The organism is Nostoc sp. (assembly GCF_036917155.1).
In the GTDB taxonomy this organism is placed as follows: Bacteria; Cyanobacteriota; Cyanobacteriia; order Cyanobacteriales; family Nostocaceae; genus Nostoc.
The window spans coordinates 21,023-33,245 of sequence record NZ_JBALDZ010000200.1 but is presented as its reverse complement, the minus strand read 5'-3'; the positions used below and the strand labels follow the sequence as shown (position 1 = coordinate 33,245).

The 12,223-nt window shown below is 42.0% G+C and carries 11 protein-coding genes and 1 pseudogene; 3 read left to right on the top strand and 9 right to left on the bottom strand.

Annotated elements, in window-relative coordinates:
• The first annotated feature begins 402 nt into the window (after window positions 1-402).
• On the top strand, window positions 403-1,359 hold the full coding sequence (locus V7K67_RS25695; RefSeq protein WP_334728980.1) for an aldo/keto reductase: 957 nt from the start codon (window positions 403-405) through the stop codon (window positions 1,357-1,359).
• A 72-nt stretch (window positions 1,360-1,431) separates the two neighbouring features.
• On the opposite strand, the gene V7K67_RS25690 is transcribed toward V7K67_RS25695, so the two are convergent.
• Window positions 1,432-2,091 (bottom strand): class I SAM-dependent methyltransferase, encoded by a 660-nt coding sequence (locus V7K67_RS25690; protein WP_335168939.1) that lies wholly within the window; start codon window positions 2,089-2,091, stop codon window positions 1,432-1,434.
• 259 nt (window positions 2,092-2,350) lie between these two features.
• Entirely contained in the window at window positions 2,351-2,611 is a 261-nt protein-coding gene (locus tag V7K67_RS25685; protein WP_194043036.1) for a hypothetical protein, read from the bottom strand.
• Window positions 2,612-3,015: 404 nt separating this feature from the next.
• On the opposite strand from V7K67_RS25685, the gene V7K67_RS25680 reads away from it, so the two are divergent.
• The gene (locus V7K67_RS25680; RefSeq protein WP_335168937.1) at window positions 3,016-5,085 is read left to right on the top strand and encodes a tetratricopeptide repeat protein; all 2,070 of its coding nucleotides are present in this window, start codon (window positions 3,016-3,018) and stop codon (window positions 5,083-5,085) included.
• Window positions 5,086-5,106: 21 nt separating this feature from the next.
• On the opposite strand, the gene V7K67_RS25675 is transcribed toward V7K67_RS25680, so the two are convergent.
• The 6 genes from V7K67_RS25675 to V7K67_RS25650 all read right to left on the bottom strand — a co-directional run bounded on the left by V7K67_RS25675 (window position 5,107) and on the right by V7K67_RS25650 (window position 11,081).
• The gene (locus tag V7K67_RS25675; protein WP_335168935.1) at window positions 5,107-5,910 is read right to left on the bottom strand and encodes a hypothetical protein; all 804 of its coding nucleotides are present in this window, start codon (window positions 5,908-5,910) and stop codon (window positions 5,107-5,109) included.
• 351 nt (window positions 5,911-6,261) lie between these two features.
• The gene (locus V7K67_RS25670; protein WP_334728988.1) at window positions 6,262-7,776 is read right to left on the bottom strand and encodes a DUF1565 domain-containing protein; all 1,515 of its coding nucleotides are present in this window, start codon (window positions 7,774-7,776) and stop codon (window positions 6,262-6,264) included.
• 286 nt (window positions 7,777-8,062) lie between these two features.
• Window positions 8,063-8,590 carry a pentapeptide repeat-containing protein gene (locus V7K67_RS25665; RefSeq protein WP_334728976.1) on the bottom strand — a complete coding sequence of 176 codons (528 nt, stop codon included), beginning with the start codon at window positions 8,588-8,590 and terminating at the stop codon, window positions 8,063-8,065.
• Between the two features lie 210 nt (window positions 8,591-8,800).
• Window positions 8,801-10,012, bottom strand: a complete 1,212-nt coding sequence (gene coaBC, locus V7K67_RS25660; RefSeq protein WP_334728975.1) for a bifunctional phosphopantothenoylcysteine decarboxylase/phosphopantothenate--cysteine ligase CoaBC — start codon at window positions 10,010-10,012, stop codon at window positions 8,801-8,803.
• A gap of 96 nt (window positions 10,013-10,108) precedes the next feature.
• Entirely contained in the window at window positions 10,109-10,321 is a 213-nt protein-coding gene (gene isiD / locus V7K67_RS25655) for a protein IsiD (RefSeq protein ID WP_179064795.1), read from the bottom strand.
• 154 nt (window positions 10,322-10,475) lie between these two features.
• Window positions 10,476-11,081: an alpha/beta hydrolase gene (locus V7K67_RS25650; RefSeq protein WP_335168941.1), complete on the bottom strand. Its 606-nt coding sequence runs from the start codon at window positions 11,079-11,081 to the stop codon at window positions 10,476-10,478.
• Window positions 11,082-11,268: 187 nt separating this feature from the next.
• Between V7K67_RS25650 and V7K67_RS25645 the strand changes: the two are divergent.
• Window positions 11,269-11,551 (top strand): annotated as a pseudogene (locus V7K67_RS25645) (zinc ribbon domain-containing protein); the annotation flags it as partial.
• Here V7K67_RS25645 and V7K67_RS25640 read toward each other — a convergent pair.
• The gene (locus V7K67_RS25640) at window positions 11,541-12,125 is read right to left on the bottom strand and encodes an Npun_F5749 family FMN-dependent PPOX-type flavoprotein (protein ID WP_334728974.1); all 585 of its coding nucleotides are present in this window, start codon (window positions 12,123-12,125) and stop codon (window positions 11,541-11,543) included. The pseudogene V7K67_RS25645 and the gene V7K67_RS25640 sit on opposite strands and share 11 nt — an antisense overlap.
• Window positions 12,126-12,223 lie beyond the last annotated feature (98 nt).

The following is a 12,223-nucleotide window of genomic DNA, read 5'->3' as shown; positions in this document are numbered from 1 at the left end:
AATTAGACATCCTGGATGTATCCTGTACCACTGAAGACGAATCAATTTTATACACACTTTTCTCTTTCGTCAGCGGTAAACTCTCTGGGGATTCTATCAAGGAATCACGCCACATAAGTGTGTCGCAGTGTTTCAAGCTCAACTTGACTAGGTGGAAGGCGATCGCCTTCACTTAGTACAGCTTTGCATAAGTTCGTAACTTTTTTAAACGCAGAGGAACACAGAGGTAAACGCAAAGGTACGCAGAGTTTTGCCAAAGTTAATTTGCTGAAACGCCTACGCTGTATTAATTTTGAATTCCGCCTTGCGGTACTAGTAGTAATTCACACTTCAGATAGCTGTTGAGAACATATTTGCAGCTTAAACTAGCAATTGACTCAAAAATTCTTGAAGAAGGTAGATATGCAAACCAAACAGCTTGGTAATTCAGAGCTTCACATTACCCCAATTGGCTTTGGTGCCTGGGCAATTGGTGGAGGTGGATGGGCTTTTGGTTGGGGAACGCAGGATGATCGGGAATCCATTGAAGCGATCAATCGCGCTCTCGACCTCGGCGTTAATTGGATTGACACCGCAGCTATTTATGGTCTGGGACATTCGGAAGAGGTTGTTGCTAAAGCGCTCAAAGGTCGATCTAGTCGCCCCTACATTTTCACGAAATGCTCAATGATTTGGGATGAAAAGGGCGAAATTGGTCGCAGCTTAAAGGCGGATTCTGTGCGGCGGGAGGTTGAAGCCAGTCTGCGCCGACTTGACATTGAAACCATTGATCTCTACCAGATCCACTGGCCAAACCCTGACTCAGACATTGAAGAAGGCTGGACAACTCTGGCAAAACTCAAGGATGAGGGGAAGGTTCGCTATATCGGGGTTTCAAATTTCAATGTAGAACAGTTGAAACGTATTCAGGAAATTGCACCAGTTACGTCATTGCAACCGCCTTATTCTCTGGTGAAGCGCGATGTCGAAAAGGAAATTCTGCCTTTTGCCAAGGAAAATAATATCGGCGTGATTGTGTATTCACCGATGCAGTCTGGCTTGCTCACAGGAGCGATTACACCTGAACGGGTTGCTAATTTCCCAGATGATGATTGGCGCAAGAATAGTAGTGAATTTCAGGAGCCACGTCTATCTCGTAACCTGAAGCTGGTGGAGGTGCTGCAACATATTGGTCAACAACACGATCGCTCGCCGGGTGAAGTAGCGATCGCTTGGACTTTAAACAATCCGGCGGTGACAGCTGCGATTGTTGGCGGACGCAATTCCAAGCAGGTAGAAGGAATCATCGGTGCTGGGGAATTTCGCCTCAATCAGCAGGAATTAGATAAGATTGCTGATTTCTTGCGCGAGAATCCCTAAAATTATGAATAACTCCACCGCTCAAGCTGTGGGGTTATTTATAATTATATTCCGCAACCCCAAACAGTTTTTTCACTTTGTCGCTATGCCAATAATATGAGGACTAACAATCGGCAATTTTGCATCAAATCGCTCATAATTGATGCTGCTAAAACCAGCATTTTCTAAGGCTATCCAAGTTTCTCTATCTGGATGACAACCATCACCGATTACTTTCCAAATCGGACTAATTCGGTTTTGCAGTTGTCGTAATAAACTTCCTTGAGGTGCCGCGACATGTTCAATAAATAAGAAGCGTCCACCTGGTTTCAGTACTCTTATAATTGCCTGTAATGTATAATTTATATTCGGCACTGAACACAAAACTAATGTACTAACAACAGTATCTATGCTGTTATCTTCCGCATCTAACCATTCAGCATTACCAATGCGGAGGTCGATGTTTAAATTAAGTTTTTCTGCCTGTTTTTTGAGATAGGAATGGGTATGTAGGTTTGGCTCAATTCCTATCCAGTGGATATCTTTAGGGTAGTAGGGTAAATTAGGGCCTGTTCCTGGGCCAATTTCTAATACTTTACCTTGGAGATTTGCAAAAAGAGAACGTTTGCGCTCACCGGCAATTTTATCATACGTGCCGCTACTTTTCGCCATCATCCAGGCAAAAAAACGCTTACCAAAATTGCCATAAATCTGATTTGGTGAATCTCCCATAATTTGGTTTACAGTCATCATCTACTTCCTAATTTTTGAATCTATAAATTGCTGTGCCAAGCAACCATTTCTACCCTCAAGGTACTATATTTTGTATTTTTTATGCCTCACCCATTAGATTCACCTAATAGGGTGCTTCAGATTAACTTTAGATAGTTTAAAAGATATTTATACTCCATCTAAAGATAATAAAGAGCGTTCCGCAATTGGGAACGCTCTTTATTTTGTAAATTTTGTTAAGATGGTATGAATTTAAATTGAAAATTGCTTGTTGCTAAAATCAAGCATGGAGATTTGCTTGTTCTTGCAACCAAGGATCTACAGGTTGTCCATCTTTACGTCGTAATTCAATTTCCACTACCATCACTTCTTTGGAACCAGGAGGCGCGGGTTTTTTATGGAAAATAATGTCATAATCTTCTGGATTATGTTTGCGTTCTTTTAACCATTCCTGTACCTTAGTTGTGGCAAAAAATGATTGCCCTTGCTCAAACATTCGGGTAATCTGCAATTGCAGTGTATAAGGATTGATGCGACCCATTTTCTACCGCCTTTGTTAAGTTAATTTTCGGATGAGTAATCTGTTTACCCTAGATAATCTAACGCTAGTACAACACGGCGTAAATAAACCACCCATTTAAAATAGCCAGAAAGCTTACAAAATAAGCATTCTTTTTTTTTACTTTTGCCTTCTTGTACTAGTGCCAGTTGGTTTTTGCCCTCTTTGGCAGTAGGTACAACTTAAGTAATGTTATAATGGTAAGCCCAAAAATGACTACACTGGACCACTGAAGTTGTATGTACAATAAAGTACGAAGAAACAGATTAGTTAAGGATTGTTTAGCATTTCTCATTGCCTCTACAACATTTCACTACTTAATTCTGTTATAGATTGAAAAGAGGCACGCCGCTTCAAAAACTGACCAACAGACTGAGATGGTTGTTATGAAGAGCAAAAATCAAGCTGTTTTCGCTTTAATTATCAAAAGCACTACTGTCTTTTTACCCTTACTGTTATCCGTTGGAATTGCCAGTGGACAATCTGCACCATCACCTAATCCAGCATTAACTCCTACTCCGGTGTTATCGAATCAGGAACGGGAAGAATTAGCACGACTACGAACGGAAAAGCGAATTCAACAGCAAGTGCAATCCGATCTTAATAGTGCTTTTAGCCGTACAACTATCTTACTTGATGTTTGGCTAGTTATATTGAGTCTATTTCCAATCGCAGTCCTGGCGTCATTATGGCTTCTGCGACGAACGGTAATCCGTGAAATTGTTGATAGGGCAATACAACAACTACAGGGAATGGAAAAATTACAAAATCAGCTTACCACAGTTAAAGAAGAGGCTGAAAATGTTATTCAAGAAGCTAAAAAAATAAATTATGAATTAGAACAAGAAACTATCGCTTTACAACAAAAAATTAAAAGTGAACAAGAGAATGTATCTATTTTTATGTCCGAGCTAGATTTAGCTAGAACACAGGTATTAAGTAGATTAGGAGTTGATCTCCAAAAATCTCAAGAAGATATAGAAAATTTAGAGTCTAAATTTGCTTCTAGTCTATCTAATTTAGAGTTGGATTATCAACAAAAAGGAGAGATAGCACTGGAGAATCTCGGAAAATTAGCATCTGTCATAGCAGAAGAACTAGCTGATTTAAAGTTAGGTGTGCAACAACAGCAAGAATTAGTTATTGCTGATTTAGAAGTATCAAAGTCTGAGTTTACATCTCAACTTTCTGGATGGCAGTCTGATACTAAAAAGCAAACAGATATAGCTTTGGAAAGCTTAAATAAATTGCAGTCAGAACTTGCTGAAAAATTATCTGAGTTACAGGTAGATGCCCAAAAACAAAAAGATATCACACTTGATAATTTAAGAATAGTCGATAAAGAATTTAAGTTTCAATTATCTGAATTACAAGTAGATGCTGTTGAGCAAAAAAATAAAATTGTTGATAATTTAGGAGTATTACAGTCAGAGTTTGCGGTTCAGCTATCTGAGTTACAAATAGATGCTCAAAAGAGTAAAGAGCTAATCATTGAAAATTTAGAAAAGTCTGGTTCTGAATTTACTTCGCAGTTCTCAGAATTACAATGGAATGCTCAACAACAAAAGATTCTAATTTTGGAGAAGTTAGAAAGATTAGAAACTGAGTTTGTCTCTCAACTCTCTGAGTTAAAACTAGATGCCCAAGAAAGAAAGAATCTCATCCTTCAAGAATTAACTGAAATTATACCTGAATCCATTCCAGAGGTGGTAAATTCTGAAGTTGAAGAAGAAATTCAGGAACAGCCACAACAACCAGAATTCACTGCTGATGAGTATGTAAAACAGGGAGATGCCTTGTTTTCCCAAAGGCGCTATGAAGATGCGATCGCAGCTTACAACCAAGCGGTTAAAATCCAAGCTGATGAACCTGTGGCTTGGTTAAAGCGAGGGCTAACTCTCGGAAGGCTAAAACGCTACAAAGATGCAATTTCGTCCTACGATCGCGCTATTCAGATTCAACCAGATTATCATCAAGCTTGGTGCGATCGCGGCGTTGCTTTGGGAAACTTAAAACAGCATCAGCAAGCCTTTGCCTCATTTGAGAAAGCGACACAAATCAAGCCTGATGATGCCGTTGCTTGGTTGAATTGCGGTCTTTCTCTAATAGCATTAGAACAATATGAAGAGGCAATAGTCTCCTTGGATAGAGCTTTAGAATTCCAACCCAATTCTCCCAAAATCTGGGATAAACGCGGTTATACTTTAGTAAGATTGGGACGCGATGATGAAGCGATCGCTAGTTTTAACAAAGCCTTAGAACTTAAGTCAGATTATGCCAGTGCCCATTACAACAAAGCAGCCTGTTACGCACTGCAAAGACAAGTTGAACGATCTTTGCTAACTCTACAACAAGCAATTGAACTCGATCCCAGGTATAAAGAAGACGCAGCAACCGACCTAGATTTTGATGAGATTGCCGACGATGAGCGCTTTAAGCTCTTAGTTACAGAATAAAAATCTAAAATGCATTGGGCATTAGTTATTCCGCTCTTGCTTCCCCTGCTCCCCTGCTCCCCTGCTCCCCTGCTCCCCTGCTCCTCTTCCCCCTTCCCCAGACATCGCTTTAAGTTTAGACGTAAAAGAGTCAGAGCGATCGCTTGTTTCTGGAGTAAATTGCCCAATTGGGGCATGAATAGTAGCAGGCGGCAGCAGTTTTGGCTGTCGTTGATGATGGCTTAGTGATGGGGAAGGCGGAAGACTTTCTTGTGAAGTTTGCCTTTGGCTGACAGCAGATGCTAGCTGAAGGGTTGCCGAAGAGGCAAATTTCCCAGAAAGCGAAGACTTCAAAGCAGTTTTATTCTCTCTATCTTCCTGCTTCACCTCTTCTTCAGCTAAAGATGCCTTTGGTTGGGAGCTTTTCAGTTGTAGAGTTGCAGTATTGCTGTATTGATAGCCGTTGCGAATCTTTGATGGTGGTAATTGAGGACTCGTCACTCTCTCTACAGTGGGATTTTTCTTCGCTGGCGGTAGGGCTGGTGTCGGCGATGAGGTTAAGCTTTGGGGAAACTTGCTACAAACCATACGTTCAAATTCCATATTGAAATGATATGTAGCCTGATCCCGGCGCTGCCAAAATACTAAGATTTGTTGCACAGAAACCGCTTTATAACGACCTTGATATAGTGCCTCAATCACTGCCAGGTGTAGCCAATTAAGTGGGTATTGCGTTTGCCAACGCTCAACTAGCTCATTGGCACTATATCCACTGAGATCAAAACTATAGTTAATTAATAAGGCGATCGCCAAGTTGGCAGAGGTGTCTGGAAGTGTTGTTAACATGGGGCTATTAGCTTTAGGCAATAGGTCTAAGATTTGTCACCCACTGCATATTAGCCTAACGTGCTTTTAACTACATGGTTTTTTTCCCACAAGTTACTAAGACGATAAGCAGTGTCCCCTATTTTACTTGTCAACTTCTAGAATGCAACCCTACATAGACTGATTTACAGAAATTTTCAATTATTTACACTATGAATGAGATGGGGATTGGGCATGGGGCATTGGGCAAAACAGTTCCTCTTTTCCGTTAGCGGATAGCTAAGGTTTAGCCCGTTCCCAGTCCTGAGTAAAGAAATGAGATTCCCCACTCAGCACTCAGCACTCTTGAGGGGCATGGGTAGTGTACTTTAATTAGTTGAAAAGCTCTGTAATCGGCGGTGTTCGCCCGATGGCGACTAATGCCTGATAAACCATTGCTGCAACTTCGGCACGTGTTGCTAAACGTGAAGGTGCAAGGACTTTCGGATCTGGATAGTTGACAACTATTCCCCATCGTGTAGCAGTAGCAACGGCTTTTCGGGCATAGTCGGGAATGGTATGACGATCGCTATATACTTCCAAAATATCGCTATCAACAGCTGGTAGTCCCAGTCCATTCACTAGGGAGACAATCACCTGTAGCCGCTGCACATGTTGATCGGGGCGGAAAGTGCGATCGCTAAATCCGCCAACAAAACCACCGCTAGCCGCAATTTGGATAGCGCTATAAGCCCAAAAATCCTTGGGTACATCCGTAAAATCAGGTGCTAGGATTTTGGAAAATGGGTTAAAGGCGATCGCCACCATATCTGCATACTGGGCGCGAGTCATGGGTTTATCTAGCTGGTAGCTACTATCAGCAAAAGCATGAGTTAAATTCATGCTCACTAATGCCTGAATAAATGGTTCTGCCCAATGTCCATCTAATTCGGGAGATGCGACAAGTTTTTGAGATGGGGATTGTGTTGGGATATCAGAATAACTAGTGCTAAATGCTACTTGATTAATTTGAACCAATTCGACCAAGCCCTTAACTAGAGAAGGATTTAATTGATTACTTACAGAAACCAGATTTTGTGTAGTAGCATTATATAAATCAAATTCATGATTATCACGAAAAATATTATTGGCGGGATCTTGGGTATTACCTAAATCGGGGACTGCATTACCATTGACTAATAGACCACCTTGGGTATTTTGAACAATGAGATTTTGACGCACTACAGGTTGGGCGTTGCGAGAAAGTGCGATCGCCGTGCGATTTTCTGATAATTTATTATTGGCGATCGTTGGAGCGGCAAAATCACTAATTGCTATGCCTAGAGGGTTTCTTTCAAATACATTCCGCAGTACTTCTCCCTGGCTATGACCTGCCATCACTAAACCGCTAGCAGTATTTTGCACAAATATGTTATCTGAAATTGTGGGCTTTGCAGTACCAGTAGTAAACACACCTTCCCGCCCACAGTCACTCAAAGTATTGTTAGCTAAAGTAGGTACAGCCGATTCAATCCAGATACCAGTACCCCTGACTGAAGGATTGGTAACAGTTACACCCAAAAGACAGGCATTATCTACCAAGAGCAGTGTAATATTTTGCATACCAAAGCTGGGACTTTGATACTCACCACTCCCGTAAATTAAAATTCCTGCACCCTTTTTTGCTTCATTACCCACCACTGTCGTCCCTCCAGGGATGACCAGTGGGAACACCTCACCACTAGCAGCGCTGTAATTTCCCGATTCCAGATGAATTATCGTCGAGATTTTGGTTAATTTTAAGGCACGGGTGAGGCTTTTAAACGGACTCAACCGTGAACCAGTATTGGTATCATTCCCTGTCAGAGGGTTGACATAGAGTGTGACAACGAGGGTAGAGTTCACCATTGATAGTTGAGAGTCAATTGTTTTAATTATGACAATCATAAGTAACACTACTTCTAGCAAACTTTTTCAAAGTATAGGACTAGTATTTGATTTTTGAAATATACGTAGGGTGTGAAAGCGTTGCGTAACGCACCAAAAGCTTGAGATGGTGCGTTACGCAACACTCTTATAGACTCTTACTGTGGTGGGGAGTGGTAAGAGAAATTGCTAAATTACACTGAATGCAAATTATCAGACCGGCGTTGATGCATGGAGGCTTAAGACAGGGTGCAAGAAATCTATATAATCATTGCTCATCAAGGATTGTTCCTTCTATATTGGCTCCATCCAAATTTGCTCCGCTCAAATTAGTCTGGTTCAAATCTGCTTGAGTGAGATTTGCCTGAGACAAGTCAGCTACAGTTAAATCTGCACCACTTAAATCGGCTCCATCTAGATTCGCCGCTATCAAGCTTGCTTCGTGCAAATCCGCCTCACTCAAGTTAGTGTCAATCAGTTTCGCAACCGTCAAATCAGCATGATTCAAATTAGCGCCTTCCATTGCAGCTCCATCCAAGATAGCTCCATCCAAAATAGCTCCGCTTAAGTTGCTACCACTGAGATCCGCATTGCTCAAATCTGCTCCATTTAAATCTGTCTCAATCAAACTGGCGTGGCTTAAATTAGCGTGACTCAGATTAGCTCCATCTAAAATTGCTTTATCTAAAATTACACCACTGAGATCGGCTTCCCTTAAGTTGGCCTCGCTCAAGTTAACACCAGTAAAATCTCTGATACCTGCGGCATAGTTTTTCAGAAGTTGATCTGCTTTCATATTTATCGCTATGCTAAAGAACATTTAATTGAGGCTATCCAGACAGGCAGTAAATCCCCAGCACGCGCCACTGAAGATTTGTGTGGTGAATTAAACCAGAGTGAATCTTGAATCAACTTTATCTAGATTAGCCATCCTTAACTACTAGCGCCACTACCTAGAGTTGTGAGTTACTCTCACACTTAAGAGGGATGTTGAGAGATTTAAAATCTAAAATTCGGTAATGACAAAATCAACTAATTGATGGGCCATTTCTAATTTAGAACAAGGTGCAATTTCTAGCTGATTTCCTTGACTATCTAAAAATATCGCTTGATTATTATCGCTACCAAAACCACTATCAGGTTGATCGATGGGATTGGCAACGATCGCATCTAGTTTTTTATTTTGTAATTTTTCTAACGCAGGCTTGACAATATCGCCAGTTTGTGCAGCAAAACCAATTAATATTTGATGTGGCTGTTTATGTTGTGCTAACTGGGCGACTATATCCGGTACTGGCTCCAGGGGTAAAGCTTGGGGGAGCGATCGCTTGGGCAATTTTTCTGTACTGTAATCTCGTGGTTTCACATCTGCCACGGCTGCTGACATGACAATGATATCAGCGTTGGGTAAACATTCCACCATGACGTGCTGCATTTCGTCTGCACTAACAACAGGAATTGCTTGCACTCCCAATGGTACATCCCAATTAACTGGGCCATGTACCAAGGTGACACTTGCCCCTCGGTGAAGTGATGCTTGCGCTAAAGCTAATCCCATTTTACCTGTAGAAGGATTACCAATAAACCTCACTGGGTCAAGATACTCTCGCGTTCCCCCAGCGCTAATTAACACTCGTTTACCTGCTAAATCTCGTTTGCCTTGAGTGTGTAATAACGATTGGATGTGAGCGAATATTTCTGGAGGTTCTGCTAATCTACCAGCACCGATGCGATCGCACGCTAATAATCCTGATGCTGTATTCATCCCATGATATCGGCTATCTATCAATAGCTGTTGCCAATTACGCTGCACCGATTGCTGTTCCCACATATCCGTATTCATTGCAGGTGCTAACAGCACGGGACAAGTAGAAGCCAGCACAGTATTTGTGAGTAAATTATCCGCCATTCCGTAGGCTAACTTTGCTAATGTATTGGCTGTCAAAGGGGCAATTACCATGACATCTGCCCATTCACCCAAGTCAATATGCAGCGGACGAGAGTGAGTTGGTTGCCAAAAATCATCATCTGTGTAGGCGGGATGACGAGATAGGGTGGTTATTGTCAGAGGTGTGATAAATTTTTGTGCCGAACGGGTGAGGATGACTCGAACTTCCACCCCAGTTTTAAACAGTCTCGAAACCAGTTCACAAACTTTGTAGGCGGCGATACCGCCACCTACACCAATTAGAACCCTGTTCAATTTTGGATTAGTCATGGTAAAAATTTAGAAGTAAGTAGTAACTTAGGAGCAAGTAGTTACTGAATATTAATTTCCAACTCCTAACTCCTAACTCCTAACTCTCAACCTCAACTACGCTTCATCGTAGGGTTCCAAGTCTAAGAGGTAGATATAGGGTTCAACTAACTCCGGACGCTGAAATGCGATCGCTCGCAATAGATGCCAATCATTTAAACCCTCAAAAGCATTACTATAGTTATCCAGTTCCAGACGTGTAGCTAGTTCTTCTACTTCTGCCGCACTCATGGCAGCAATTTCTTTTTGGGAAATGCTTAGAGTTGTCATAATGCTTGCCCCTCCCTTATGCAGCACTCGCCTTCAGCCTGGGTTAAGTTGCGCCGAACGCAGCCACCCAATATATATTACTCATTAGAGGCCATTATTTTCGTGAAAATTGTCAGAATTTGTACCAGAATTTATCAAAAATTCGTAATGCTGACTAGCCAATGGTATTGACAACGAAATTCCGTAGCACTTCTAACGTTGGTAGATGTATTTCATGCCCCATATCAAATTCATGGTATTCTACCGCCACTCCTAAAGACTTGAGAGTTTCCTGTGCCTTCAAAGCAGCTTGCAGGGGCACAACTTCATCATATCTACCGTGAGTGATTAAAGTCGGCGGAATTCCACTTTGAGCTGCTGTTAGTGCGTCAGGATGCAGATATCCGCTCATGACAACTAAACCTGCTAGGCGCAATTTTGAGCCGACATCCAAAGTCATTGCTCCACCTTGAGAAAATCCACTTAAAATGGTGCGTGATAAAGGTATGCCAGTAGTACTTTCTAAAGATTCCAAGAAATCTATTAACAGTTGCCGACTTTCTGGCAACCCTTCATACATATTTTCCACCCGTAGATCATACCATGCCCTCCCGATCGGGGAATAGGCATAAGGAAAAGGTGCATTGGGCAATACAAACTGGTAATCAGGTAAATTGATCGAGGGTAACAAAGATGCCACATCTTCAGCATTAGCACCCCAACCATGCAAAGTGACAATTAAGCCTGCGGGGGGTTGAGAAGTTTCTGTGGGAACGGTGATAGCTTGTAAAGACAGAGGTTTACTCCTAAATTCTACTTTTGTACATAGATCCTATCTCTTCAAGCAGCTTAGTATTTAGCGGTATTTGCTGCGCTGATCGTTTTCGCTGGTATGAAGAAAATAGATGCTCTATCAATTCTTGTTCTTTATTTGTTTGTCATTTACCAGAGTTACGAGATAATCCTGAAACGCTGGATTATGTGTTATCCCAGTTAAAGCATCTGCCACGAGTCAAGATTGTTCTAGTTGTGGGGTGAAAGTTCCCAAAAAACTGCATGAAAGATGGCATGATTGCCCTGGTTGTGGGTGTAGTCTTGACCGCGATCATAATGCAGCGATAAATATAAAGAATAGAGCGGTAGGGCATTCCGTTCTCAAAAGCCAAGAGCCTCCTAAGCGGTAGCCGGATTGTCTTGGAAGCCCCCACTGAAACGGTACTCCGTTCAGTGGCGGGAGATGTCACGGATTAATCGTTTGACCAGACCAATCTTGCTGGTCATCACGATGGTAAAGCCATCGATTTTGTGGTTCGCCGCGTAATTCTAAGTGATCTACTTGTACCGGATCGAGTAGCAGGAGACAAAAATTAGGTACTGGCTGCACAGGTTCGGGTACTGGTGGTGCAAAAGCTTCTGGAGTTTCGACTCTAGGTTTACCAGGATCAGGCCAAGCAAACTGTAAACGCGCCGCATCACTCAATTCTTGCCATATTGCAATCCGCGCTAACTGTAAATCCCGATCAGAATCATCACCTCTTACTAGGGTCAAACAACCAGTGATGCGGAATTGTTCTCGTGTGTTGGGGAAATACCAGCAAACTTCTGCCCAAGGTTGTTTCTGTATCTGGTCGGTTTTCGCGCTACGAACATCGGTGATAAATTTTAGCTGGTTTGTATCTTCCAGAAAGCCGCGAAAGACTAGGGTACGATTAGCGGGGCGACCGTTTGCCTGTACCGTTGCTAGTTGGAGGTAACGGGCATAAACAAGGCTGCGGTTGCGATGGAGTGCATGAGCGATCGCGCTTCGCCAAGGAGCAAGAGACATACTAATTCGTAATTGTTAATTAAGAAAGTCAGATAAAATCTGGGTTTCCAGGTTTGCGTCTGTTGCCTTATTTTAGGGAGTTTTTGTCAGTTATAGTT

Bases quoted from the DNA above. Each gene is read 5' to 3' on its own strand.
- V7K67_RS25695 (WP_334728980.1), top strand. From the start codon at position 403: ATGCAAACCAAACAGCTTGGTAATTCAGAGCTTCACATTACCCCAATT.
- V7K67_RS25690 (WP_335168939.1), bottom strand. From the start codon at position 2,091: ATGATGACTGTAAACCAAATTATGGGAGATTCACCAAATCAGATTTAT.
- V7K67_RS25685 (WP_194043036.1), bottom strand. From the start codon at position 2,611: ATGGGTCGCATCAATCCTTATACACTGCAATTGCAGATTACCCGAATG.
- V7K67_RS25680 (WP_335168937.1), top strand. From the start codon at position 3,016: ATGAAGAGCAAAAATCAAGCTGTTTTCGCTTTAATTATCAAAAGCACT.
- V7K67_RS25675 (WP_335168935.1), bottom strand. From the start codon at position 5,910: ATGTTAACAACACTTCCAGACACCTCTGCCAACTTGGCGATCGCCTTA.
- V7K67_RS25670 (WP_334728988.1), bottom strand. From the start codon at position 7,776: ATGGTGAACTCTACCCTCGTTGTCACACTCTATGTCAACCCTCTGACA.
- V7K67_RS25665 (WP_334728976.1), bottom strand. From the start codon at position 8,590: ATGAAAGCAGATCAACTTCTGAAAAACTATGCCGCAGGTATCAGAGAT.
- coaBC (WP_334728975.1), bottom strand. From the start codon at position 10,012: ATGACTAATCCAAAATTGAACAGGGTTCTAATTGGTGTAGGTGGCGGT.
- isiD (WP_179064795.1), bottom strand. From the start codon at position 10,321: ATGACAACTCTAAGCATTTCCCAAAAAGAAATTGCTGCCATGAGTGCG.
- V7K67_RS25640 (WP_334728974.1), bottom strand. From the start codon at position 12,125: ATGTCTCTTGCTCCTTGGCGAAGCGCGATCGCTCATGCACTCCATCGC.